The organism is Fictibacillus marinisediminis (genome assembly GCF_023149135.1).
Classification (GTDB): Bacteria; Bacillota; Bacilli; order Bacillales; family Fictibacillaceae; genus Fictibacillus_C; species Fictibacillus_C marinisediminis.
On the sequence record NZ_JAIWJX010000002.1, the window covers coordinates 3385986 to 3409582 of the forward strand.

The following is a 23597-nucleotide window of genomic DNA, read 5'->3' on the forward strand; positions in this document are numbered from 1 at the left end:
CAACGTCAGTGCATTAGTTCACTCTTTTCACATGAGAATCTTCACTATTTTTATATGAGGCCCTTCACTTTGCCTATAGGAAGCAGCGTGGTAACAGAGAACCCGTTCGCTCCGTCCACAATAATCGTTCCGTTGACAGAGGCTGTTCTCTCTTCCATCCCCATGATTCCAAGCCCTTTTACCACTTTAACAGCTCCTCTTCCATTGTCCTTGACCTCCGCTTTGATCATGCGGTTCAGCACTTGAATCTCAATCGTTATTTCCGTCGCTTTGCTATATTTCATGGAATTCGTAAGCGCCTCGGTCACGTTCTCCGCGATAATCTTCCACTGGATAGGAGTAATCATGTCCATATTCCCTTTGTATACGAAAGGAGCCTTGATCCGGTGCTTTACCGAAAACTCTTCAATCATCAGTTTCATTCGCTGAACCCCCATCTGTTCAGTGGGGGGCTTCATATTTTTCAAGGTAATTCGTATATCTTCAATTCCCTTTTTCGAGATGACGATGGCATTCTGCAAGAGTTCTTTCGCTTTCTCCGTATCCATTCCCATCAAGCTCTTTGCTGCTTCCATCTGTATCAATGCCCCTGTCATGGAGTGGCCGATGCTGTCATGGATCTGCTGTGAGATGCGGTTCCGCTCCTCCAGCCGATGCGTATATTCAGATTGCTTGATATACTCCTGATTTTCATTGAGGCTTGACGTCAGACGCTGCATATCATGCCTCACCTTGTCCAGCTTGCTTTCATACTGAATCAGTTTTTCTGTATAGCGGGTGGTCATCGTATGTACAACAAAGGTGAAGGCAGAAACCAACCCAAATAAGTATTTATTTTGAGGCAGATACAAAACCGGAATTAGGCCCAGAGCCAGCAGCAGCCATTTCGTTTTGAAATATGGTGAGGCCAGCTCATATAGATTTAATGGCAAAAGCAAAATAAACAGCGGATCCACATAATAAAAGGCCAGGCAGGTCATCAGAATTGAAACAAGCAGAACCGTTTGCTGGAACTTCTCGCGGCTGAATATATATATCATGATATTTAAGCTCACGTATAAGAGGAGACAAAATATGATCCACGGCAGATTTTCCACATTCATATGGGCATAGCTGACCGCAAGAAAAAGCACGACGATCAGCTTGGTGTAAATGATCCATAGCTCCATTGTTTTACCTCTTACTCCAAAGATCCTGTTAAATAGTAAATAGCAATCTGTGTTCGATGCTCCAGACCTGTTTTTCCTAATACAGAGGTAATATAGTTGGCGACGGTTCCTTCTGAGATAAAAAGCTGCTTCGCGATGGATTTATTGGAGTATCCCTTGGCGATGAGCGCCATGATTCCCATCTCCCGTTCGGTAAAAAGACTGGCATCAATTTTTGTCTCTGCCTTTTTGCTTCCATCGATATTCGATTTCAATTTATCCAGAACGACCTCCTGCATTACCGTGTTGCCGTGATAGACACTCTTAATGGCATCGCGGATCCGTTCAGGCTCTGTGTTTTTTAACAAATAGCCTTTTGCCCCGTTTTTTATAGCATCAAATATGTATTGGTCATCATCAAAGGTGGTCAGGATCATGGGTTTGCACGACGTATGTTCTGCGATGAATTTCGTCGCCTCCACACCGTTCATGTTGGGCATCCGCACATCAAGAAGTGCAACATCCACTTCATTATTTTTGCAAAAATCAACGGCTTCCTGACCGTCATTGACGGTAGCAAGCACTTCAAAATCTCCATACGTGCTTAATATGATTTTCATTCCTTCTCGAATAAAGGAATTGTCATCCGCAATGATAATTTTCATTTTTATTCAGCAGAATACGTTCCGCTGCTCACATCCTTCTTTTAAACTTTCTTCCTTCTTCTAATTGGCTTTATTTTACCAAAAACCTCTTCACGAATAAAAAAAGAGCCCATCCGAATGGACAAGCCCTTTCTACTCTATATAAAACAACTTCTGAAGTTCTGAAATGCCCAGAACAATTAACATGAGTACACAGCCGATCAGTACAGTTTGCCAGCCATTTAATAGGTTTAAAGATTTAAGGATCAGGTTGCCGCTTGGGAATATCTCATTTTCTCTAAATACCGTTTATGGGCGGCTTTGACTGCCATGATGACGGAAGGTGTGGAAGGGGTATAATAATAGTCTTCGATCCTCTGGATCAATCCGTCGATCCCCTGTGCTAAATTATAATTGACGATGACCCTTCTCAGAAAATCGCGTGCCAGCTCCGTGGCAAACGTAAACTCAGCATTGACGATCACATTGGTCTCCGTATCGATTTCCATGACGATGCCCGATGTCTTGCAGACTTCAAACATATAATTGCCCTGTGGCGCTTTCGCATACCCCGTTACGAGCACAGTCTTCATCCTCGTTAATTCAGTCATTTCGCCAGACCCCTCTTTTATCTGTGATTTGTTTTTACTGCTGCAACAAACCTTATGTGCTATCTTACGGGGTAAACCTGAAAAATATATATGTATCCAAAATAAAAATTTCCGAAGACACTGATTTGGCTAATCAAAGCAATTTACCACAAATTCACATTCCCAAAACCACTGCCTATTTTTATTTTTTTCCAAATATCCAATTGACTTAGAGCCTGCTCTAAGTTGTAAGCTTTAAGAAAGTGAAAGAAAGGAATGATTGGTTATGTACACGATCAGTGAAGCAGCCCGGGATACCGGCATCAGTGCCTATACACTGCGTTACTATGAAAAACTGGGCTTGCTGCCGGCACCTGGAAGGAAGAATGGCCATAAGCGTCTGTATTCAGCAAAAGATATTGCTTTCATCAAGTTTTTAAAAAACCTGAAGGATACTGGCATGCCATTGGAAGAGGTAAAAGAGTTTGTACAGGATGGCTGCATTTGGGACAGTTTGGAGGAAGATCCCGATTACAAGCCCGCTCCTACACTGTCGAAAAGAGTGGACATCTTAGAAAAACATCTAAAAAACATGGAGAACAAAAAACGGGAATTGGAAGCCATTATGGAAATCACCAGGGAGAAGCTTCAAACGTATCACACGTTATTGGAAGAGGAAGCGAAGAAATGAAGAATCTCTCAGTTTATCTCATGCTGCTCGGTTTTGCGGTGTTTACCGGAGCCACATTCAATCTCGGCAAGTATGCAGTAGGGTATTTTTCACCGGCCTCGGCAGCCGCCTGGCGTTTTGGTATTGCTGCAATCGTGCTTTTACTGATTTTAATCGTTAAAGAAGGCGTGAAGAAAACAACGCTATCCCGGAATTTAGCGGCTTATGCGGCTCTCGGCATCATCGGAGTGTTCGGCTTTAACACTTTGTTTTTCACGGGATTGAAATATACATCACCGATCAGTGGAGCGCTTATCATGGGCACCAACCCTATTTTGACGTCGGTTTTAGCACTGTTCCTGCTAAAAGAAAAACTGACAAAACAGCGCATGGCCGGAATTGGGTTTGCCTTTATTGGCGTCGTTTTAGTCATCACGCAAGGCTCCTGGGAAACGTTAATGAGCCAATCCTTTTCTAAAGGAGATCTTATCATTCTGGGAGGAAACCTCTGCTGGGCAAGCTATGGAGTGCTAGGACGGAAATGGGTGAAAGACAGCTCTTCTCTTGAAACGACGGCATATCCGATGCTGATCGGTGCTGCCGCATTAATTGCCGTCTCTTTGTTTTCAAGACCACCGGCCTACACACCTCACATTCCGCTTGGAGGCTGGGGAGCTATTCTTTTTATGGCCATATGTACGACCGTACTTGGCTATTTATGGTGGAACCTTGGTATCAGAAAAATTGGAGCCGGCAAGACCTCCCTATTTTTCAACCTGGTTCCCGTGGTTACGATGATCATATCCGCCATGACTGGGACATCTATCACCTACCCTCAGCTGCTTGGAGTCGGATGTGTAATTTTAGGCGTTCTTACCGCGTCAGGAGTACTTTCGCTGTTCAATCAAAAAACAGAGTCCCACGTGTATCCCGAAGCAGTAAAGACAAAATAAACAAGCTGTCCGCTCAAATGGCGGACAGCTTTATTGCTTTCTTTTTTTCATAAATAAAAGGACGAATACCAGCAGTCCAGCAGCTAGCAAGGAGTACATGATGTTGGAATAGATGTCCATGAATTGAACGACTTGTTCCCAATTGCGCCCGAACGCTGCTCCGACATAAACGAGAATCGTGTTCCACACGAGCGTGCCGATCGTTGTAAACAGCAGGAAAAGACTGAACCTCATGCCCGACATCCCCGCCGGAATCGAAATAAGGCTTCGGATAAGGGGAACGAGCCGGCACAGAAGAACGGCCCAATACCCATATTTATCAAACCAGGAATCTGCTTTATAAATGTCTTCTCTTTTTAACCGCAGGACTTTTCCCCAGCGGTCTACAATTTTTTCAAGACGTGAAACATCGAGATACGTACCCACTTTGAAAAGAACAGCAGCTCCAAAAACCGAGCCTGCCGTCGCTGCCAGAATGACTCCCCACACCGAGAGTTTAGAGAAAGACGTCATCATACCGCTGAACGTCAGAATGACTTCAGAGGGAATGGGCGGGAAAATATTTTCAAGGGCGATCATCAAAAAGACGCCAAAATAACCAAATTGTTCAATAATATCTGTAATCCAATTCTGCATGTATACCTCCTGAAACAAGCATTCCACTAACTACTACGAAACAAAACCTCTTTGGTTTCATCCAAAGAGGTTTTTGTTAATTGATCAAACGGACAATCTGTTTGTTACTCCATGAAAGCCGGTAGTACGCATATTGCAATGCAAGACCTGCGATAAAGGCAGCAGGATATCCAATCCAAATTCCTCTGATCTCAAGGCTCGTATATTGAGAAAGATAGTACGCCAAAGGCACTTCGACGAGCCAGATCGGAAGGATACTGAAAATCGTCGGCCAGAGAACCGTCCCGCTTGCTCTCATCGTTGCGTTAAGGATCGCCGAGTGGCCCATGATGACATAGCTCCACAGCGTGATCATTAACAGACTCTGTGCCATATTTACCGTTTCTCCGCTTGTTAAAAACAAGCTTAAGATCGGCCTTGAGAAGAAATAAATGATAATGATGATTCCTCCGCCGAGCAAATAGTTCAGCAGAAGGCCGGACCGGATGACCATTTTCAAACGCTCCATCTGGTTGGCCCCAATGGATTGCGCCGCAAAGATGGATACGGCGATACTAAGGCTGATCGCCGGCATCTGCACATAACTGGCAACCTGATTAACCACGCCGTACGCTGCTGTCGCATCTGATCCGTAGCGGTTAACAAGGGAAATGACGGCAATTTCTGAAATAGAAAGCAAGATCATGCTTATGCTCGAAGGAATGCCGAGACGAAGCAACAATTTCAGCAGTTCTTTGTCTATTCTCAGTTTGCTGGTAATCGAAGAATCAAACTGCAGCGGATGACCCACTTTCCTTAAATAAAAGATCATGGCAAAAAAAGTGATGGTTGTGGATACGACAGAGGAATATGCTGCTCCATACACTTGCCTTCCGGAAGACCTGCCCACCCAAAAACGAATACCGGCATCAACGCAACATTGAGCACTGTGCTCATGACCAGAAAATAAAAGGGAGTCTTTGAGTCTCCTGTCCCTCTCATAAAGGTCGTGTAGACCGAGTAAAGAAACAGGATCGGCAGCGACCAGAATAAGATTCTTGCATAGTGCACACTCACATGGATGATATTTTCCGGCGTCCCGATCAGCCGCAGCACGTCATACGTAAAAATACCCCCAAGCACAGCCAGCACTACACCTAATAAAAAGGTAAACGTCAGGGTCGTGCCTACAATCGCCTTTAGCTTCTCTTCATTCTTTGCCCCAAAAGCCTACCCGATGAGGATGGAGCTTCCTGAACCGATTCCGATCACAAAAGAAATCAGCAGAAAGAACAATGGAAAAAAAGCAGAGATGGCAGCCACGCTGTCCACTCCCAGCCATCTCCCGATAATCACCATCCCGACCAGCTGCCCGATCGATTGCATGACATTGCTGAAAAGCAGCGGTACGAGAAACAGAAGCATCGGCTTCATTACCGTCATCTGTGAAGGATTCTCTTGTATCGCTTCATTCGCATTCATCGCGGTTTCTCCTTATTGTATCCCAAGCCTCCAAACGGCTTAAGCTCCTGCAGCCATTTGTCTTCCAGTTTTTCAAGTGCTTTTTTCTCATTAAAATATCCATCGTCCTTCTTCTCGAGAACCTCAAGCACTTCAAATTCAAAGGCGTCTTTACCGAACTCATTCCATTCTTCTTGGAGTGTCTTGTTCATGCTGCTGCCTTGCTCCAGCTCAAACTTTTTTCCATTGAGCGTTTTTAGGTTCCTTGTGCTTCCTATAAAGATTTTTTGATTGGCGGTGTTCCTGATCAGGTAAACACCCGCTTCAATCTTTGTTTCCATGTACTGTTGCTTTAATTCTTTTTTCCTGTCCAAAATATGTTCCTTCTTTCTCTTTATTTTTGGCTGCTTTCTAAAAGATTGTTGCTTTGGGAACATTTTTTTAAAGAACCTTCATTGCTAAGTTGATTGGAGTGCAAGGTGCGAGACTACGGCTAGGAGAAGCGGGGCAGGTGAGACCCGGAGGCGCCTGCGCCGAGGAGGCTCAACGCACGCCTCGCGGAAAGCGAGGATCCTGAAACGGAAATCAACCACTCCTAAGAGTAACAAAGGTTACGAAAACAGCCTTATTTTTTCAGCCAGTACGAGCTTCCGTCTGCTTTCCTGTCCAGAAATCCATAGGCAATCATGTATCTTCTCAAGGTAACGTAGTCATGATAAACCGTCTTCAGGATTTCATTGACGTCTTTTTCGGTGTACGTTGTATCAGAAGAAAATAATGAAGTGATTTCCCGCAAAACAACAAGCTTTTGCTTTTCTTTTGACGGAAACGCCTTAAGAGCCGTTGTTCCTTCAATAAAGAACTTTTTCACCATCTTCTCCTTCTCTTCTTTTGTCACGTTATACCGGTCATCAATCATCGTCGCTGTCTGATGGGGTGCGATCATTGGGGGCGCATGCTGATCCTTTTCCTTCAGCAGCTCCATCATCGTCAGCAGCATTTTCGCCTGACGCTCTTTTTCTTTCAGCACAAAACGGTGGTTCCTGATGGTTGACGTGCTGCTAACCTCCATTTCCTGCTTGATTTCCTCATCGCTTTTTCCTTCATAAAAAAGCCGGAGAAGCCGGTTCTGGTGATCGGTTAAGCCTGTCAGTTTCTTATTGAGTCCGATCAAATATTCAAAAACCGAACAGTGATCACGGCCGATATGAAGAGTCATATATTTTTCCGCTTCGTAAAGTACATCATTTTCGGGATAGATGATTCCTTTTTCAATGATGTTCCCGCATAAAAGGCAAACAAAGTGATGATGTTCTTCTACATAACCCTTTTTCAAATCTTCCAATGACGCTTCCCAAAACAAATCCGATATCAACATATTGCAAACAACCCCTATAAAAGTTTATTTATTTACAAACATAATATTATTCTGTTTGTTATTCGTCAATAAATTCAATGTAAAAAAATTCAAAACAAAAAACCTTCCGGAAAACGCGTTTCCAGAAGGCTTTATATATATTACCAAACAAACAATCCGACAAGCATTGCACTCAGCAGTGATACGGCCATTCCGCTGACGAGCAGCTTCCAGACGTTTTTGCCTATGATCGTTGATTTTTCTTCTCCTAAAATGGAGTTGTACGTTCCGTAGATCATACCAACTGTACTGAAGTTCGCAAACGATGTTAAGAACGTTGTCGCAACAGCAATCGTATGCGGAGGCAAGTTGTTAAGCTGATTTTTCAAGTCCATCATCGCCACAAACTCATTGGTTGCTAGCTTGATTCCCATCAATTTTGCGACATACATTGCATCATGAACCGGAAGCCCTAGTAAAAAGGCAAACGGGCTGAAGATGAACGAGAAGATTTTTTGAATCGTAAGTCCATTGATAAAGAATCCAAGAATTCCGTTCAAAGCGGACGTCAGCGCCACGTAACCGATCACCATCGCAAGGATGACAATGACCATGCGGATCCCGACAAGCATACTGTTAGAGATCGTAGAGAAGAAATCCTTCTTCTCTTCTTTTGGCGGAACATAGACGACATCTTCCTCTTTTGCCACGTCTACCGGATGCAGAATGCTTGCGAGCAGCAAGGCATTCAAACAGTTGAGAGGAATAGCCGCAAACACATATGTTGCCGGCACCATCGTCAAATACGCTCCAATAATGGACCCGCTGATACTGCTCATGCTCATCAGTCCGAACGTCAGCAGCCTGTGTTGTTTGAGCACGACCAGCTGCTGGCGGATCACCGCAAGTGCTTCTGTATTTCCAAGGAACATCATCTGTATGGAGAAAAAGCTTTCAAGCTTCGGCAGCCCTGAAATTTTTGAGATGACCCAGCCAACCTTATCGATAATCCACGTTAAGATTCCAAAATAAGAAAGAATATCAAAGAACGTAACGACGAAAATAATAGGAAGAAGAGCACTAAAGAAGAAATCGATGTTCTTATTTGCCATAACGGAAGGAAATACAAAGGCCGTTCCGTCGTTTGCACAGGCAATGAGCCAAGAAAAAAATGACGCAAACTGATCAATCACTTTTGTTCCAATTTTTGTACCAAGCATGAACCACGTAATAAGCAATTCAACCGCAAAAAGAATCCCTATGGATTTCCATTTTACGTTCTTTCGATTCGGAGAACATAAATAAACAACTCCGACCACAACCAGCACACCTAACAGATTCATCAAAAAATACAAGTCCAACCACTCCCGTTGTATGTTTTTCCGTATATAAAATGCCCTTATTTCCCTACTTTCAGCCAAATTGGACAGAAAGCATGAAAATAAGAGCAATACACGTTGTCATACAGCAGAGCAAAGTCCGGAAAAGTGATCGGTCTTGCTCCGTGTTGAGATCGAGACTCTTTTTTTAATTTCACGCTTCCCTGTAGTCCGGCATTTGACGGCTGCCAGGTAGAAACTATCAGACCGATTGATTGTACTGATATTATACAAGGATACTATTTTAGTCTTTAGGAATAAAGGTCATTTTAATATATCAACATTCTTTTTACAATGGAGGGACGAAAAGTTTTATTTTAAAAATAATTTCGAATTAATGAAAAACGATTGTCTTGTTTTCGTGAACAATCACCCGGTCCTGCAGATGCCAGTTTACCGCCCGGGCAAGTACACTGCGCTCAACGGAACGGCCGATTCTCTTAAGATCCTCCGCATTATGATGATGGCTGACCCGCTCCACTCCCTGCTCAATGATCGGACCTTCGTCCAAATCGTTGGTCACATAGTGAGAGGTCGCACCAATCAGCTTCACTCCCCTTCCGTACGCCCGTTCATACGGCTTGGCACCAATAAACGCCGGCAGGAAGGAGTGATGAATATTGATGATCCGGTTCGGGTGCTTCGATACAAAATCCGGCGTCAAAATCTGCATGTAACGTGCTAGGACGATAAGCTCAATTTGATACTCTTCCAAAAGCTGCAGCTGTTTCTCTTCCACTTCTTTACGGATGTCCTTGTTGGCCGGTATGTAATGGTAGGGTATGCCGAGCGATTCGACAAGCGTTCTTGAATCCTCATGATTGCTGACCACAAGGGCAATTTCCGCGTCTAGTTCTCCGCTCTGATACTCCCACAACAGCTCGAGCAGACAGTGTGGTTCTTTTGAAACAAAGATAGCCGTCTTCTTTAGTTGGGATGCCAGCGAGAGGCGCCAGTCCATTTCGAAACTTTCGGCGATTGCGGTAAAAGCCTCTTTTAGATTTGGAGCGTTTTCGCCCAAATCTTCACATTCAAACTCGATACGCATAAAAAATGTGCCGCCCGCCGGATCCGTAGAATATTGATTGGATTCCACGATATTCGCTCCCTGGCTATATAAAAACTTCGAAACGGCAGCCACAATTCCCGGCTTGTCCGGACAGCTGATCAGCAGCCTTCCTTTGTTGCCGTTTAGTACGGGTTCACTCTTTTGCATGCTCTCCATTCTCCTCTGCCTTTTTAATATCTGAGTATACGGGAATGTGAGGAAAAAGGGAAATGATGCGTTGGGGTGGTGGCTAGTCTTCGAAGGTGAGATGGTAGGTTCTTCCTCTTTGGTTTCCTTCAGTCTCTGTTGAAATAGATTGAAGGATTCGACTGGCCAAGGGGTTTGAATTAATTTTTAGGAAGTCCCGAGCTTCACGGTTTGAAATGGTTGATTGGATGAGGTAACTGTAATCTCTCAAAGCCTCAATATGCGCAGTTTTACAGGTATGTAAGCATTGAGCACAAAGCCAAGTACCATGCACTCTTTCCATTGGTATTTGAAAGCATTCGGGACAATGGACCCCTTTAATAATATCTTTTGAATGAATATTGAATTGTTCCATAACAGAGGAATCAGATGAATTGTGTTGTTTTAGAAGAAGGCGGGTTATTTTTTTTAGTTGTTTTATCGATAATATCGCTTCATTATAGCGGCCTTCAATCTGGTTAATTTTAAACGGGAGGGCATTGCGGTGAATAACCTTCCTGCGAACGTATTGCTGATGTGGAGGAGAGGTTTGAATCTGTGAGTTCGGGTGGCTGATTACTACCAGTGTTTCTATGGGAATATCAGGGAGTTTATGCTTGTTAAGCCATGAGGTAAGTTGAACTTTGTGACGTTTGACTTGGAGAATGGGATCAGGAAAGACTTCTACTTTGTCGTCTAAAGTTCGGATCAGTTGGTGAAAGTCCTGGTCAAAAAATAAAGTTCCAGCTATGTTCTTCACCTCTAAAATGAAGAGATAATACGGGGATATGAGCAGGGTGTCGATCTGAAAGTGATATTCATTATGGGGTAATCGGAGGTCATGCACTATATAGTAGTTTTGCGGGGATAAAAAGCTTAGGGGATAATCTATGGAGTGCTCTCCTCTATAGCCGGCGGTGTGTTTTGCGAGCGTTTCTTGAATGAAAGGGATTTTCGAATGATTTTTTGGCAATCTGCGCAATAAAGCCTGTAATTTTTGAATGTATAACGGGCGATTCCGGGTTTTAACGATCATATTTTCACTCCCAGTCAAAAATTGAAGAGTTTTTCAAACAAAATTGGTTTGACTAATGAGATTAGCTTTTGTAATTAGGGGACTAAAAAATTTCATGTTCAAAAAAGGTTAATTTATGTTCAAAAATCCGGATTTATGTTCAAAAAAATGATTTTATGTTCAAAAACTCATCTTTTATTTTCAAACAGGATAACCTCGACACCGTTCGACTGTTTTCGCTACAATCATTTGCGCCCTCCTCCCACCTCCTCAACCCAACCACCAATTCCTCTAACTTGTTCATCATTTCCTCAACAATCATTTCTCATCGCCTCCCACCTATTAATTCTCCCCCTCCATTAAATAATCCTCCACAAAAAAGCAGGCCCGCCTCAATCGGCAAGCCCGCTCATCATCGATTAACTATTCAGCTGTTTCTTTTTTCCACGTGTCAGTTTCATCAAGAACTCGTATACGACCGGTACGATCACAAGAGTCAGCAGTGTTGAACTTGTAAGACCGCCGATAACGGTCACGCCAAGACCTTTGGAGATCAAACCGCCGCCTTCAAAGCCTAGAGCGAGCGGAATCAATGCGCCAATGGTCGCAAGAGCGGTCATCAGGATCGGACGCAAACGGGTTGCTCCCGCTTCAAGCAGCGCTTCACGCGTCGATAAACCTTCGTTCTCCTTGTGGATGACGCGGTCAATCAGCACGATCGCATTTGTTACTACGATACCGATGAGCATCAAAGCACCAATCATAGCAGAGATACTTATGCTTTCACCAGAGATATAAAGTGCGACAAGTGCACCGATTAAAGTAAACGGCAATGAGAACAGGATGGCGAATGGCGCCAATGCTCCGCCGAACGTTACGACGAGTACAAAATAAACGATCGCAATCGCGGCAAGCATCGCAAGTCCCAGCTGGCTGAAGGACTCATTGATATCCTCGGTTACCCCGCCCATCTTCACGTCTACACCATTAGGAAGATCAAGCTTATCGATTTCTTTCTTCACATCTGCAGATACTTTGTTTACATTTTTGCTGGTGACGTCGCCGCTGACACTCGCATAGATCTTATCGTCTTTGCGCGTAACCGTGTCTGCCGTTTCACCTTTTTTCACTTTCGCTACGTCACGGATGGCAACCACTTTGCCAGTAGCAGACTGCAGCTTTTTATCGGTTAGATCGTTAATGTCTTTGTATTTGCTTTTGTCGACTTTTACATAAACGTTAATGTCTTTGCCGTCTTTTTTCAGAGTGGTCAGCGCTGATTTATCGCCGGAATCATTCAGTTCCATGCCGATTTGGCTGGCGGTCAGACCGAGCTTGCTCAGCTTTTTCTGATCAGCGGCAATCGTGAATTCCTGGTACGATTTGGACAGGCTGGAATCCACATTTCTCAAGGAATTCTTATCGTCCATGATGTTCTGGACTTTTTCAGTGACAGGCTTAATGTCATTGATGTTGTTTCCATAGACTTGAACCTCTAGCTTATTGCTTCCGCCTGTAGCTCCAAAGTCTTGTGCCTTCCATTCCCCTTTGTTCGTTGTTCCCTGCAGGTCATCAATAACACGCTTCTGTTCTTTTTCAAAGTTCGGGGTATCTTTGTCATACTCCATAAAGAACATCGCCTGGTTGCTCGCTGCCGGATTCATCGGGTTCTCACCGCCAACGGAATACTGGATCGTCTTCACATGTTTACGGTCGATGAGCAATTTTTCAGCTTTAAGGGATTCTTTTTCCACATCTTTTCTCGTCTGCCCCGGTTCTGGGTTGAACGTTGCGATGACCATCTTCTGATCATCGGACGGCAGAAAGCTGACGCCGATTTTCGGAACAAGGAACAAACTTCCGGCTAGCAGAAGGATGGCAAGTCCGAATGAAACGAATTTATGGTTGAGTGACCAGTTCAGTACTCTTTTATAAAAGCCTGCAAGTGCACCCGATTTATCGTGGTCGACCTCCTTCTTGTTCTTTAACCCTTTTTTGAACAAGGAATCTGCAAACGCCGGAACGACCGTTATGGCCACGATCAGGGATGCCACGAGGGCGAAAACAATCGTTAAAGCAAACGGCAGGAAGAGCTCTCCGACAGGTCCTTTAACAAGGCCGAGCGGCAGGAATACTGCGATAGTGACAATTGTTGATGACATGATCGGGATAAACATCTCACGTGTTGCTGATGTGATCAGTACCTTGCCTTTGATGTGTTCGCCTGTTAGTGACATTCGGCGGTAGATGTTTTCGATAACGACGATCGAGTCATCGACTACCCGGCCGATGGCAACCGTCATGGCACCGAGTGTCATAATGTTGAGCGTGATATCCATCTGCTTCAGTGCAAGAATGGCCATTAGCAACGAGAGCGGGATCGAGATGACCGCGATCACAGTTGAACGGAAATTCCGTAAGAAAAGCAGGATGATAATCACGGCGAACAATCCGCCGATCAGCGCTTTGTTCAGCATCGTGCTGACTGACTCTTTGATTGGTGTTGCCTGGTCGAACACATTAACGGTTTTCAATCCTGGGTGATCCTTTTTGATTTGTTTCAATTCTTTTTTTACGTCGTCTGCCACATTAACCGTGTTGGCATCCGCAGATTTAACGATCTGAACGCCAATGGATTCATGGCCATTGGTTCTGGAGATCGATTCTGCTTTTCCTACCGACTTGATCGACGCGATATCTTTTAATTTAACAGTCGGCAGCTCTGAAGGCTGTGCCTGCTGTCGAGCAGTTCCAGCTGCGGGTGTTCCTTTTTGACCAGCACCCGGTGCGCCTTGCTGTGTCCCTTGATCCACAGCTGTTTCGGCACTTTGTCCGCCATTTCCACCACCAGTAGCTGCAGGACTCTTTCCTGCCTGCTGTGCATTGCCCGCCCCTGGTCCTGGAGCAGGAGAAGTAACCGGAATCTCAAGGTTCTTCAGTTCCTTGATGGTTGTGATCTTACCATCGACAACTACAGATTTTTCTTTGTTGTTAAAGTTGTACAAACCGAGCGGCATGGAAGAATTCGCACCCTGGATGAATTGCTTAACAGCATCTTCTGTCAGTCCTTTTTCTTTTAATTTATCTTGTTTAAAGTCTAACTGGACTTCCTCAACGTTCTGGCCTGCAACCTGGACAGAGGAAACACCTTCAGCTCCTTCAAGTCTTGGTACGACATCATCTTCTACCACGTTGGTCAAGTCCTTCAGTGATTTATCTTTATCCGAAACACTTAATGATAAAATCGGAAATTCATTAAAGCTTTGACGGGATACTTTTGGGTCATCGACTGAATCAGGAAGACTGATGCTGGCAAGAGCCTCTTGCACCTCTTCCTTCGCCTTTTCCATGTCCTTGTCAAAATTGTATTCGATCTGGACAGAAGAGATATTTTGATATGAAGAGGAACTTACGGAATCAACACCCGATAAATTCTTCACCTTCTGCTCAATCGGCACGGTCACCTTGTCAGCTACCTCTTCTGGAGTAGCACCCGGATATACCGCGGATACTGTGACGATCGGTGTATTAATATTCGGCATCGTTTCCAGTTTCATATTCAAACCAGAGTACAAGCCAGCTGCAACAACAAGCAGCGTTAAAAGCCATATGGCAAATTTATTCTTCAGACAGAACCTGATGATTGAACTCATTCTTTCTTCTCCTTCCAAACGTATGACTGACCAGTCGGGTTGTGGTATAATATAAATGAACGGTCATAATAGATATAAATATAAAGGACCGTTCCCCTGAATGCAAGAAATAATAATAGCTTCAATTGACGAAAAAATATGTACTTAAGATAATAGAATCAGACGTTTACTTGGAGGTAAGGGATGAAACAGAGAAAAGTAGAAATCATTGAGTCGGCGATTGCCTTATTTGCGGAAAAAGGATTTCATTCAACATCCATTCAGGACATCACCGATCATGCCGGGATGTCAAAAGGGGCTTTTTATAATTATTTTTCCTCTAAGGAAGAATTGATGATTGCCCTATTCCATTACTACAACGATAAAATCAGTCAAAAGATCTCAGAAATCGGGGAACAAAATCTTCCTCCCCGCGAAACAATAAAAAAGCAAATGGTCGCACTGTTTACTTCATTCACAGAGCATAAAAACTTCATTATCATGCATTTTAGAGAACAGAATTCAACGATCAATGAAGAGATGCGGAAGCACATGCTGAAAACACAATATAGATCGATGAAATGGCTGGAAACAAACCTGCTTTCTTTGTACGGAGAAGAAATTACTCCTCATTTGGGGGATTTAATTTTGATGGCTCAGGGTCTTCAAAACACATACATTCGTATTTTTATTTTTGATGATCAGCTTCTCCAGCCAGAAGCACTGGCTGAATTCCTGCTGCAGAGATTGGATGACATCGTTGCCGGTTTGCTGAAAACGAAGTCCACGATGATTTCGATCAAGAACTTAGAAAACCTGTTTTCCCGTCTTCATCTCCATACGGAACAATCTCTACAGGATACCATTCATCAAAAGCTTTTAAACATGGGAAAAACGCTGGATAAACTCCCTCTCCCCGCTGAAAAAAGGGACGAGCTGAAAAGTGTCATCGAATTCTTGCTGAGTGAAAATGAAAAAACAGATCCGAACAAGATGGTATTCCAGGGCATGCTTGCCAACCTGAAAGGGGTAAAGGAATTAGAGAATGACAGGAAAGATATTGCGCGGATTATGGGGATTGAGCTTCTTTAATTCCAAATAAAAAATGACTATAGACATACGAAGAAATTGAATATAAGGAGCCGCAAAATGACACAAAAACAATTTATCTATACGTTAAAATTGATTCCACGATTAGTAGATGAAAACAATTGGACTGAAAAAGAGGAAAGCATCGTATCAGATCACTTTCAAGCACTGCAGGAGCTAAAGATGGCAGATAAACTCATTATGGCCGGCCGGACCCTGAACATGGATGAAACCACGTTCGGCATTGTCATTTTGCTGGCTGATACGGAAGAGGATGCCAGAACGATGATGGAAAATGATCCTGCAGTAAAAGAAGGAGTCATGACCGCTGAACTTTTCCCTTACAAAATTGCCTTGTTGAACGAAAACTTTCTAAAACTTAATCAAAATGCATAATAAAAACCTGCCGATTTGGCGGGTCTTTTCAATGGCTGCTGCGAGGTTTGTTGCGCGGAACATGGCGCATAATGCCTGCCAGTAAGGATAAAGTCAGCAATAAATAAGCCGTTAAACCTGTTACCCGTATGAAAAACCAGATCCAGTTCAATGAGCCACCTCCAGTTTTTTATATAACGAGGAATTTCCGCCGATTGCAATTCTGTCATTCTCGAAATAAACAAAATAAGCAATGCAGGGGAAATTTCGATAGAGCAATGTTTTAGCCTCTTCATAAGGAAGGATGCAAAAGATTTTAGCTGCGGTTTCTGCCTCCATGACATTTTCAGCGATGACACTTGCCTGAAGTACCTCATTGTTGGCAAGCCTTCCGGTCCGTCCATTTAAAATATGGTGGTACTCCCTGCCGCCCATGTTCCACTTCCGAACATTTTTCCCAGACGTGGCAAGCGCACAGTTGGTCAGCTGCAGCCGGATCATATCCCTCCCCATTTGAATGGGATGTTCGATTCCTGCTTCCCGGGTGCCTGTCACCAGCAAATCTCCTCCTGCATTAATCAGCCAGCTCTCCTTTTCATCCACTAAGAACAGCTCCTTCATCCGATCGACAATAAATCCTTTTCCAAAACCGCCAAAGTCGAACGAAAAAGGCTGTTTCTTTATGATGCAGTTTTTTGTCAGCTGATCAATCGGCTCGTTAAATTGATTTTCCGTAATAAAGGAAACCATCTCCTTCTCGGAGGATTTTCCTCCTTTTTCAAAGGATTGAGCATATCCTGCCGCCTTCATACTATCTCCGCCAAATGGATGGACATAATAACCCGTCTTTCTTGCCAGCCGCAATGAATGTTCCAGCAGTTCAGCGAGCGGTTCCTCCAGAAAAACAGGAACATTTAAGGGAGCATTATTGATCACCTCAAGCGCCTTATTTGGAAGAAAGCGGCTCGCCACCTGTTCAAAATCCAGCATCTCATTCTTCACATGCATTTTTGTTTCCATGTCCATTCCATCAAGCTGAGTGGTACAGTTCATCGCATTGAATTTCATCGTGAAGAACCCGAGCTTCCGTGGCCCTGATCAAACCCGCCCTGTGCTCCCTGCTGAAACTGATCTTGTCCCCAATCAGAAGACTGGCCTTCTCCCTGGCTGAAATCATCGCTTTGCCCATTATCCGTAAACGCCGGGGAATCACCCTGATCGTTAATATCATCTTGAATGTCTTGTCTGCCACTCTCTTGTGACGGGTTATTCTGCACTGTCGTCCCTGTGTTTTGATTTTTTGCAACCAGTCCGCCAAGCGTGAAGAATGCAAGGGTGCTGACAGAGATTACGGACCACTTCACCTTTTTGTTCATCGCTCACCACTCCTTTATCATTAAAGTCATTTCTACTTTGTATTTTTTATGAGGTATACACAGAGTCTACTTGACGAACCTTAATCAAACCTTAAGTTTGAAAGATTTGAGCTCTGCCCTTGATTTTTTCTTACAACCGCGTTATATTATTTGATGTATCAATAATTGAGGTGTCAAAGATTAACCGGTCAATCATTCTTTTAATGACGAAAGAGGAGATTTACTTGAACCAATCATGTGCTACAAAAACACATATCGCCTATACATTACGGGAGCTTCACAACCAGATCAGCCCGAAATTCGAACGATGTACAGGAATCAGCCAGTCCAGGCTTGAGCTCCTTCATCATCTATATGAAGTGGAGGAGATCAGCCAGACCACCCTGCAAAAAGAGGTCAATATTGACAGTGCTGCTGTCACAAGGCACTTAAAACAGCTTGAACTCTCAGGAATGGTCGCAAGGCGGAAGAATCCCAAGGATAACCGAGTAACGCTCGTCAGCCTTACCGATCAAGGCCGCAATGAAATCATTGCCTACAGAAAAGAAAGAGATCAATTTGTCTCTAACCTTTTGAAAGACTTTAAAGAGGAAGAGCTTCCAGTTCTTTTAGATATGCTTAAACGCATGCAGCATAACGCTGACCAGATTGAAGGTTAGCCTTTTGGCACCTTAGACAAACATCATAAGTAAAAAGGAGAATCTATCCATGAATACAACACTAGTGAATAACTTTAATGACATCTTGACTGGACGCCGTTCCATTCGCTATTATGATCCATCCGTTAAAATCAGCAAGGACGAGATGACAGAAATACTTAATAAAGCTACATTGGCACCTTCTTCTGTTAACATGCAGCCATGGCGCTTTCTAGTCATTGAAAGCGATGAAGCAAAAGCAACGCTCGCTCCGCTTGCCCGTTTTAATAACTCTCAAGTGGAAACTTCATCTGCCATGATTGCTGTATTCGGAGATTTGAACAACTTCGATAAAGGTGAAGAAATCTACAGCAAAGCCGTTGAGCTTGGCTACATGCCGCAAGATGTAAAAGAACAAATGATGGGCAGACTCACCGCTCACTTTGATACTCTTGATCCTGAGGTAAATAAGGAGACGGTATTAATCGATGGCGGCCTCGTATCCATGAATCTTATGCTTGCCGCCCGTGCCCATGGCTATGATACATGCCCCATCGGCGGTTATGAGAAAGATAAAATTGCTGAAGCTTTTGGATTGGATAAAGACCGTTACGTTCCGGTTATGCTGATCTCCATCGGTAAAGCAGCGAATACTGGGTATCCGTCTGTTCGTCTTCCTGTTGAAGAAGTGGCGGAGTGGAAATAAATTTTATATAAAAAACGAAGGGATGAATAAGAATGATCATTATTCACGCAAAAAATTATGTTAATGCAGCAAAAGAAGAGGAATTTGTAAACGAGATTCAACAGCTTATCTCAGCTTCAAAAGCGGAAAGCGGCAATATCTCTTACGAACTGTTCAAAGATACAGCAGAAGAACATGCCTACATGATGGTGGAAGTGTGGCAGGATCTAGAAGCAGTAGATGCTCACAATAAAAGCAAACACTTCACTTCCTTCGTTGCTAAAGCGCCTGAATATCTCAGCCGTCCAATGGAACTTAAAGTGTTTAACGGAAAACAGATTAAATAATAAAAATCATGGGCAAATCAATGCCCATGATTTTTTACTTTTGTTTAGGCTTTAGTTAAAGCATATTGTTGATTTTCGACAAAAAAGGAATTAAGAAAAAATACTGTCCGATCCCCTGCACAGAAAGCCCCAGCAAATAGTAGATCAGTGAAAAACCCAGAGGGTTATACATATCATTACATTTATAATAATGTTAAAGTGTGAACATTTAAAGGAGATGTTTTAATGTCAGATTTGTATTTATTTTTCATGATTGCGATGATCGGCGGGCTTGTAATGCCGATCGGTACAATCATTCTTATTACCAAAAAGATCACGGCACCCAATGATGACCTGAACAAAAAGATTCATCACTTGGAGAAAGAAGTTGAAGATTTGAAAAGAAGATTGTAAAAGACCTGCCGACTAGAACAGGTCTTTTTTAGAAAAGTATCATTCCCAAAACGAATACTTCCTATAATTACTATGTATTTTACGCATGAATCGATGTGAGATAAAGTAGGTCTTGTTAAGCAATTATTATTTCAGGAGGAATTGATCATGAACAGCACAGACCGTTATCAGCATGGACTCGACAAACTAATGGAGTATACGTTAACTGAAAACAAGGAGATTTCTACTCATTTAAAAATTTCTGATGACCTAAAAGATATTGCTCCAGACGTAGCAAAATTTATCATTGAATTTGGATACGGCGATATTTACTCACGTTCAGGTTTAACCAATAAACAGCGGGCACAAATCACGATCGCCTCACTTGTTACCCAAGGTACTGAACCACAGCTTGAACTTCATATAAATACTGGGCTGACAGCTGGGCTGACTCCCGTTGAAATTGTAGAAAGCTTCATTCAACTCATTCCGTATACTGGATTCCCTCGTATACTTAACGCTCTTGCAGTAGCGAAGAGAGTATTCGCTCAGCGTGGTGTTTCTGCGGTTTCAGCCGCTAAAGAACAGTAATTTGAGTGGAGCCGTTACTTAGCAACGGCTCCTTTTATTTAAAGCCTTGAAGGAGGTTTGGTCATGAAATTTTTAAATACAGTTGCCTTCTCACATTTACACTCATGTTATATCTTCCAACTACTTTCTGTTTAACTCACTAAGTATATAGGGTAAAAGTACTATATACGCAGTAATTTTGGGAGGAAAAGATATGGACTTGCATAACGGCAGCCTTTTTTGGCCCACCACGCTGGACGGTGAGAAGACCATAAAAGGAAGACAGGAAATCGACACACATTATGATGCAGTAATCGTTGGCGGCGGCATGTCCGGCGCTCTAACGGCGTTTACTCTCGCACAGGAAGGTTTGCATATTGCCATTGTCGATAAGAGGGAGATGGCTGCGGGCAGTTCTTCTGCCAACACAGGCCTTCTTCAATTTTCAAATGATATTATGCTTCATGAGCTGATTGATCAGATTGGCGAGAATCAAGCCGTGCACTTTTATAAGCTTTGCCAGAAAGCAGTAGACCAGCTGAAAGAGGTAGCTGAGACACTTCCCCGGGAAGCGGATATGATCAAACGAAAAAGCATTTGCTATGCGAGTACCGAGGAACATGTTCAAAAGCTGCAAAAGGAATATGAGGCCTTATCCAGGCATGGCTTTCCTGCTGAATATTGGACCAAAGCGGACATGAAAGAGCATTTGCCATTTGAAAAACCGGGAGCTTTAATTACGCATGGAGATGCAGAAGTCAATCCTTACCGGTTTATCCAGGGGATCTTGGAATATTTGGAGCAAAAAGGCATTCATTTGTTTGAAAATGTGGAGGCTAAAGAGACAGAAGAACAAGATGACGGCATTTTGCTGCACACCTCCATCGGCACTTTCTCAGCATCCCATTTGATTTATGCAACAGGATATGACTCTATCCCCATTAATGAAAAAATCGGATCAGACATCAACCGATCCTATGCGATCGCGACTGAACCGATTGAAGATTTGTCTTCCTGGGAAGATAACGCAATGATTTGGGAAACGAAACGTCCTTACCTTTATATGAGGACAACCGTTGATCATCGCATTATTGCAGGCGGATTGGATGAAGATAAGCCTGAAGCGCCCCAAAGTGAAGAATGGATCGCCAACCGTGCAGAGCGGATTCAGCAGGAGCTTGAAAAACTGTTTCCTGATCTCCCTATAAAGATTGCATACGCCTGGGGGGCAAGTTTCGGTGAATCCCTCGATAACCTTCCATTCATCGGAAAGCATCCTCATAAAAACCGGCAGTACTATCTGCTTGGGTATGGAGGAAACGGAACCGTATACAGCATGCTTGGCTCTCATATTATTAGAGATTTGATTTTGGACCATCCAAATGAAGATGCGGAACTTGTAAAACTGGATCGGTAATTGAAAAAGTTACACTGACTGTTTAATTGGCCAAAACATGTTCAAAAAACTAAAATAAAACCAGTTAACTATATTTATAAGTTAACTGGTTTTTAAACATTTCTATTGGCTGTTTTCGTAACCTTTGTTGCTTTTGAGAGTGATTGATTTCCGTTTCAGGATGCTCGCTTTCCGCGGGGCGTGCGCTGAGCCTCCTCGGCGCAAGCGCCTGTGGGTCTCACCTGTCCCGCTTCCCCGCAGGAGTCTCGCACCTTGCACTCCAATCAACTTGTCAATGAAGCCTATTTACAAAAAGATTCCCAAAGCAACAATTTTTTAGAAAAGAGCCTTTCTATTTGATTTATTTAACCATTTTACTTTAACTTTTACTGTCAGAAATTCTTCCGAGGAAAAATCCATCAACCTGATCCAACTTTCCTCTCCAAAGAATTTTCCCCTTAGATGGAGTTGAATTACTATCACCACAAAACACTCGTGTGTTCTTTAAATGAATGAAATTAATATCGCTGTTGTTATTGTCGTCTTCTGCTGCCTCACCAGCTTTAACAAGGCGCTCGCCTATCTCTTGAGCGATCTCATTTCCATCCTCAAACGTTTCAGCCAGCGTTTCGAAGTATTCTTGAGCGGTGATTGTTGTGCCTGTAACGACAGCCCCTTTGACATTTAACGTAATATCTAATGAAAACCCATGTTTATTGCAGGCCTTCACAAAAAATTCAAGTATGCTGTCTTTAGATTGGGATGACGTGGTTGAACTCATCAAATATCCTCCTCTTATTTCGAAGATGTATCGTCATTGCTGGAAAGAGATGTCTCTGATTTGCTGCTTTTTGCTTTCTTTGAATTCTTATTCTTTGCAGGTGTCTTTTTGGTTTTTGATTTTGTTGCTTTCTTTGCAGGCTTCTTTTCCTCTTCGTCGTCTTCCTCTTCTTCCTCATCTTCTTCGTCTTCATTTACATTGTTTCCGTCTTCTTCCTCATCTTCCTCTTGTTCCTCTTCCTCCTCATCATCTTCGTCTTCATTTACATTGTTTCCGTCTTCCTCTTCCTCTTCCTCATCCTCTTCATTATCCAGCTCTAATTGCTCTTCTTTATCTTGCTTTTTCTTCTTTTTCTTTTTATCTTTTTTATCATTTTCTTCATCCGTTTCCTCACTTGCATCAACCATTTGCTGCAATTTCTGTTCTAACATTTCCAATCGTTCGCTTAGTTTCTTATTTTCATCTTCGAGTGCTTGATACTGTTTGTTTTCGTTATTTCCATTATCTTGACTTTGCCCTTCATTTGTAACATCCGTTTCTTCGCTTTGATCGTTATCATGGTTCTTATTTTTTTTAAAGAAACTGGATGTTTTTTCTTTTAGACCTGTAGCTGCTTGCTGTGATTTGGCAAACCCGGTTTCTTTAACGCCACTTAGCTTTTCTTTAGCTGATCTGCCTATATTTTTACCTTTATCTTTCAGGTTGGCTTTTTCTATACCAGCCAATATTTTTTTTCCGGTTTTCGGGGTAGCAAGCAATCCTACAGTAGCACCTACAACTCCTCCTACAAGTGTTCTATTTACGGGACTTTCACTTAACTTTTTCTTCCTTTCACCTGTTTGATTTTCAACTTGGGTATTTTCAGTTTGGTTAGTAGCCATATTATTTTTCCTCCTTTAATATCTTTAACTTTTTTATTTGAAATGATTGAAAGTCAATCATTTACTGCCTGCATTCTCTTCCAAAAGTCGGATCCGCTCCATTAATTCTTTGTTTTCTTCTTCCAATGTTCGGTTCCCCTCTGAAGCCTTGGAGGATAGATAAGGATCATTTTCCCACCAGTCCATTCCGATTTCTTTTGCTTTATCTACAGAGGCCACAATCAGGCGGATTTTAATGGTTAGCAACTCTACATCAGCGATACCAACCGTTATATCCCCAGCAATGACGACACCTTTATCCAGTATCTTTTCTAATACATCGACAATCGTGCTGGACTCTGAAGCATGCTGTACTGCCATTTTTATCACTCCTTAATTTGCACGTCTGT

At 43.0% G+C, this 23597-nt stretch carries 26 protein-coding genes, 1 pseudogene and 1 riboswitch; of the genes and pseudogenes, 10 read left to right on the forward strand and 17 right to left on the reverse strand.

Features of this window, described 5'->3' with window-relative positions; translation table 11 throughout:
* Positions 1-50: 50 nt before the first annotated feature.
* From LCY76_RS18045 to LCY76_RS18055, 3 genes are all read right to left on the reverse strand, one after another.
* Entirely contained in the window at positions 51-1169 is a 1119-nt protein-coding gene (locus tag LCY76_RS18045) for a sensor histidine kinase (RefSeq protein ID WP_248253773.1), read from the reverse strand.
* Between the two features lie 11 nt (positions 1170-1180).
* Positions 1181-1813 (reverse strand): response regulator transcription factor, encoded by a 633-nt coding sequence (locus LCY76_RS18050; RefSeq protein ID WP_248253774.1) that lies wholly within the window; start codon positions 1811-1813, stop codon positions 1181-1183.
* Between the two features lie 245 nt (positions 1814-2058).
* The gene (locus LCY76_RS18055) at positions 2059-2403 is read right to left on the reverse strand and encodes a DUF3870 domain-containing protein (protein WP_248253775.1); all 345 of its coding nucleotides are present in this window, start codon (positions 2401-2403) and stop codon (positions 2059-2061) included.
* A gap of 259 nt (positions 2404-2662) precedes the next feature.
* Between LCY76_RS18055 and LCY76_RS18060 the strand changes: the two genes are divergently transcribed.
* Both LCY76_RS18060 and LCY76_RS18065 read left to right on the forward strand, forming a co-directional pair.
* Positions 2663-3073 carry a MerR family transcriptional regulator gene (locus tag LCY76_RS18060; RefSeq protein WP_248253776.1) on the forward strand — a complete coding sequence of 137 codons (411 nt, stop codon included), beginning with the start codon at positions 2663-2665 and terminating at the stop codon, positions 3071-3073.
* Positions 3070-4005 carry a DMT family transporter gene (locus LCY76_RS18065; RefSeq protein WP_248253777.1) on the forward strand — a complete coding sequence of 312 codons (936 nt, stop codon included), beginning with the start codon at positions 3070-3072 and terminating at the stop codon, positions 4003-4005. Before LCY76_RS18060 ends, LCY76_RS18065 begins: the two co-directional genes overlap by 4 nt.
* Positions 4006-4035: 30 nt before the next feature.
* Here LCY76_RS18065 and LCY76_RS18070 read toward each other — a convergent pair whose 3' ends face one another.
* From LCY76_RS18070 to LCY76_RS18105, 8 genes and pseudogenes are all read right to left on the reverse strand, one after another.
* The gene (locus LCY76_RS18070; RefSeq protein WP_248253778.1) at positions 4036-4641 is read right to left on the reverse strand and encodes a DedA family protein; all 606 of its coding nucleotides are present in this window, start codon (positions 4639-4641) and stop codon (positions 4036-4038) included.
* A 76-nt stretch (positions 4642-4717) separates the two neighbouring features.
* Positions 4718-6102, reverse strand: a pseudogene (locus LCY76_RS18075) (MATE family efflux transporter).
* Positions 6099-6455 carry a GIY-YIG nuclease family protein gene (locus LCY76_RS18080; RefSeq protein WP_248253779.1) on the reverse strand — a complete coding sequence of 119 codons (357 nt, stop codon included), beginning with the start codon at positions 6453-6455 and terminating at the stop codon, positions 6099-6101. The pseudogene LCY76_RS18075 and the gene LCY76_RS18080 overlap by 4 nt, the downstream one beginning before the upstream one ends.
* A gap of 251 nt (positions 6456-6706) precedes the next feature.
* Positions 6707-7459 carry a DUF2087 domain-containing protein gene (locus LCY76_RS18085; RefSeq protein WP_248253780.1) on the reverse strand — a complete coding sequence of 251 codons (753 nt, stop codon included), beginning with the start codon at positions 7457-7459 and terminating at the stop codon, positions 6707-6709.
* Positions 7460-7599: 140 nt separating this feature from the next.
* Positions 7600-8793, reverse strand: coding sequence for a nucleoside transporter C-terminal domain-containing protein (locus LCY76_RS18090; RefSeq protein ID WP_248253781.1), 1194 nt, complete (start codon positions 8791-8793; stop codon positions 7600-7602).
* Between the two features lie 171 nt (positions 8794-8964).
* Positions 8965-9071: riboswitch (purine riboswitch) on the reverse strand.
* Positions 9072-9151: 80 nt separating this feature from the next.
* Complete coding sequence (gene purU / locus LCY76_RS18095; protein WP_248253782.1) at positions 9152-10042, reverse strand: formyltetrahydrofolate deformylase; 891 nt, start codon at positions 10040-10042, stop codon at positions 9152-9154.
* A gap of 73 nt (positions 10043-10115) precedes the next feature.
* Positions 10116-11087, reverse strand: a complete 972-nt coding sequence (locus LCY76_RS18100) for a nuclease-related domain-containing protein (protein ID WP_248253783.1) — start codon at positions 11085-11087, stop codon at positions 10116-10118.
* 398 nt (positions 11088-11485) lie between these two features.
* Positions 11486-14719: an efflux RND transporter permease subunit gene (locus LCY76_RS18105; protein WP_248253784.1), complete on the reverse strand. Its 3234-nt coding sequence runs from the start codon at positions 14717-14719 to the stop codon at positions 11486-11488.
* Positions 14720-14902: 183 nt separating this feature from the next.
* On the opposite strand from LCY76_RS18105, the gene LCY76_RS18110 reads away from it, so the two are divergent.
* Both LCY76_RS18110 and LCY76_RS18115 read left to right on the forward strand, forming a co-directional pair.
* On the forward strand, positions 14903-15790 hold the full coding sequence (locus tag LCY76_RS18110) for a TetR/AcrR family transcriptional regulator (protein ID WP_248253785.1): 888 nt from the start codon (positions 14903-14905) through the stop codon (positions 15788-15790).
* Between the two features lie 57 nt (positions 15791-15847).
* A complete protein-coding gene (locus LCY76_RS18115; RefSeq protein WP_248253786.1) occupies positions 15848-16183 on the forward strand; it encodes a YciI family protein in 336 nt (111 codons plus the stop codon).
* Between the two features lie 28 nt (positions 16184-16211).
* Here the strand turns inward: LCY76_RS18115 and LCY76_RS23925 are convergent, their stop codons facing one another.
* The 3 genes from LCY76_RS23925 to LCY76_RS18125 are packed head-to-tail and all read right to left on the reverse strand — an operon-like array spanning position 16212 to position 17538.
* Entirely contained in the window at positions 16212-16334 is a 123-nt protein-coding gene (locus LCY76_RS23925) for a hypothetical protein (RefSeq protein WP_272885636.1), read from the reverse strand.
* Positions 16331-17230 (reverse strand): FAD:protein FMN transferase, encoded by a 900-nt coding sequence (locus LCY76_RS18120; protein WP_248253787.1) that lies wholly within the window; start codon positions 17228-17230, stop codon positions 16331-16333. The genes LCY76_RS23925 and LCY76_RS18120 overlap by 4 nt, the downstream gene beginning before the upstream one ends.
* Positions 17227-17538 (reverse strand): hypothetical protein, encoded by a 312-nt coding sequence (locus tag LCY76_RS18125; protein WP_248253788.1) that lies wholly within the window; start codon positions 17536-17538, stop codon positions 17227-17229. The genes LCY76_RS18120 and LCY76_RS18125 overlap by 4 nt, the downstream gene beginning before the upstream one ends.
* A 224-nt stretch (positions 17539-17762) precedes the next feature.
* Between LCY76_RS18125 and LCY76_RS18130 the strand changes: the two genes are divergently transcribed.
* The 6 genes from LCY76_RS18130 to LCY76_RS18155 all read left to right on the forward strand — a co-directional run bounded on the left by LCY76_RS18130 (position 17763) and on the right by LCY76_RS18155 (position 21567).
* Entirely contained in the window at positions 17763-18197 is a 435-nt protein-coding gene (locus LCY76_RS18130) for a MarR family winged helix-turn-helix transcriptional regulator (protein ID WP_248253789.1), read from the forward strand.
* Positions 18198-18246: 49 nt separating this feature from the next.
* The gene (locus LCY76_RS18135) at positions 18247-18882 is read left to right on the forward strand and encodes a nitroreductase family protein (protein WP_248253790.1); all 636 of its coding nucleotides are present in this window, start codon (positions 18247-18249) and stop codon (positions 18880-18882) included.
* 32 nt (positions 18883-18914) lie between these two features.
* Positions 18915-19208: a putative quinol monooxygenase gene (locus LCY76_RS18140; protein WP_248253791.1), complete on the forward strand. Its 294-nt coding sequence runs from the start codon at positions 18915-18917 to the stop codon at positions 19206-19208.
* Between the two features lie 225 nt (positions 19209-19433).
* Entirely contained in the window at positions 19434-19601 is a 168-nt protein-coding gene (locus tag LCY76_RS18145) for a hypothetical protein (RefSeq protein WP_248253792.1), read from the forward strand.
* A gap of 147 nt (positions 19602-19748) precedes the next feature.
* Entirely contained in the window at positions 19749-20171 is a 423-nt protein-coding gene (locus LCY76_RS18150; protein WP_248253793.1) for a carboxymuconolactone decarboxylase family protein, read from the forward strand.
* A gap of 193 nt (positions 20172-20364) precedes the next feature.
* Positions 20365-21567 carry an NAD(P)/FAD-dependent oxidoreductase gene (locus LCY76_RS18155; protein WP_248253794.1) on the forward strand — a complete coding sequence of 401 codons (1203 nt, stop codon included), beginning with the start codon at positions 20365-20367 and terminating at the stop codon, positions 21565-21567.
* Between the two features lie 358 nt (positions 21568-21925).
* Here the strand turns inward: LCY76_RS18155 and gvpU are convergent, their stop codons facing one another.
* Genes gvpU through LCY76_RS18170 form a run of 3 tightly spaced genes read right to left on the reverse strand, consistent with a single transcriptional unit; the run spans position 21926 to position 23568 of the window.
* On the reverse strand, positions 21926-22327 hold the full coding sequence (gene gvpU, locus LCY76_RS18160) for a gas vesicle accessory protein GvpU (protein ID WP_091003048.1): 402 nt from the start codon (positions 22325-22327) through the stop codon (positions 21926-21928).
* A 14-nt stretch (positions 22328-22341) separates the two neighbouring features.
* A complete protein-coding gene (gene gvpT, locus LCY76_RS18165; protein WP_248253795.1) occupies positions 22342-23208 on the reverse strand; it encodes a GvpT/GvpP family gas vesicle accessory protein in 867 nt (288 codons plus the stop codon).
* Between the two features lie 57 nt (positions 23209-23265).
* Positions 23266-23568 (reverse strand): gas vesicle protein, encoded by a 303-nt coding sequence (locus tag LCY76_RS18170; RefSeq protein WP_248253796.1) that lies wholly within the window; start codon positions 23566-23568, stop codon positions 23266-23268.
* Positions 23569-23597 lie beyond the last annotated feature (29 nt).

Excerpts from the sequence above, each read along its gene's own strand:
- LCY76_RS18140 (WP_248253791.1), top strand. The coding sequence starts at position 18,915 with ATGATCATTATTCACGCAAAAAATTATGTTAATGCAGCAAAAGAAGAG.
- LCY76_RS18145 (WP_248253792.1), top strand. The coding sequence starts at position 19,434 with ATGTCAGATTTGTATTTATTTTTCATGATTGCGATGATCGGCGGGCTT.
- gvpT (WP_248253795.1), bottom strand. The coding sequence starts at position 23,208 with ATGGCTACTAACCAAACTGAAAATACCCAAGTTGAAAATCAAACAGGT.
- LCY76_RS18100 (WP_248253783.1), bottom strand. The coding sequence starts at position 11,087 with ATGATCGTTAAAACCCGGAATCGCCCGTTATACATTCAAAAATTACAG.
- LCY76_RS18085 (WP_248253780.1), bottom strand. The coding sequence starts at position 7,459 with ATGTTGATATCGGATTTGTTTTGGGAAGCGTCATTGGAAGATTTGAAA.
- LCY76_RS18055 (WP_248253775.1), bottom strand. The coding sequence starts at position 2,403 with ATGACTGAATTAACGAGGATGAAGACTGTGCTCGTAACGGGGTATGCG.
- purU (WP_248253782.1), bottom strand. The coding sequence starts at position 10,042 with ATGGAGAGCATGCAAAAGAGTGAACCCGTACTAAACGGCAACAAAGGA.
- LCY76_RS18155 (WP_248253794.1), top strand. The coding sequence starts at position 20,365 with ATGGACTTGCATAACGGCAGCCTTTTTTGGCCCACCACGCTGGACGGT.
- LCY76_RS18150 (WP_248253793.1), top strand. The coding sequence starts at position 19,749 with ATGAACAGCACAGACCGTTATCAGCATGGACTCGACAAACTAATGGAG.
- LCY76_RS18125 (WP_248253788.1), bottom strand. The coding sequence starts at position 17,538 with ATGAACAAAAAGGTGAAGTGGTCCGTAATCTCTGTCAGCACCCTTGCA.
- LCY76_RS18115 (WP_248253786.1), top strand. The coding sequence starts at position 15,848 with ATGACACAAAAACAATTTATCTATACGTTAAAATTGATTCCACGATTA.
- LCY76_RS18050 (WP_248253774.1), bottom strand. The coding sequence starts at position 1,813 with ATGAAAATTATCATTGCGGATGACAATTCCTTTATTCGAGAAGGAATG.
- LCY76_RS18135 (WP_248253790.1), top strand. The coding sequence starts at position 18,247 with ATGAATACAACACTAGTGAATAACTTTAATGACATCTTGACTGGACGC.
- LCY76_RS18120 (WP_248253787.1), bottom strand. The coding sequence starts at position 17,230 with ATGAAATTCAATGCGATGAACTGTACCACTCAGCTTGATGGAATGGAC.
- LCY76_RS18170 (WP_248253796.1), bottom strand. The coding sequence starts at position 23,568 with ATGGCAGTACAGCATGCTTCAGAGTCCAGCACGATTGTCGATGTATTA.
- LCY76_RS18110 (WP_248253785.1), top strand. The coding sequence starts at position 14,903 with ATGAAACAGAGAAAAGTAGAAATCATTGAGTCGGCGATTGCCTTATTT.
- gvpU (WP_091003048.1), bottom strand. The coding sequence starts at position 22,327 with ATGAGTTCAACCACGTCATCCCAATCTAAAGACAGCATACTTGAATTT.
- LCY76_RS18045 (WP_248253773.1), bottom strand. The coding sequence starts at position 1,169 with ATGGAGCTATGGATCATTTACACCAAGCTGATCGTCGTGCTTTTTCTT.
- LCY76_RS18105 (WP_248253784.1), bottom strand. The coding sequence starts at position 14,719 with ATGAGTTCAATCATCAGGTTCTGTCTGAAGAATAAATTTGCCATATGG.
- LCY76_RS18070 (WP_248253778.1), bottom strand. The coding sequence starts at position 4,641 with ATGCAGAATTGGATTACAGATATTATTGAACAATTTGGTTATTTTGGC.
- LCY76_RS18065 (WP_248253777.1), top strand. The coding sequence starts at position 3,070 with ATGAAGAATCTCTCAGTTTATCTCATGCTGCTCGGTTTTGCGGTGTTT.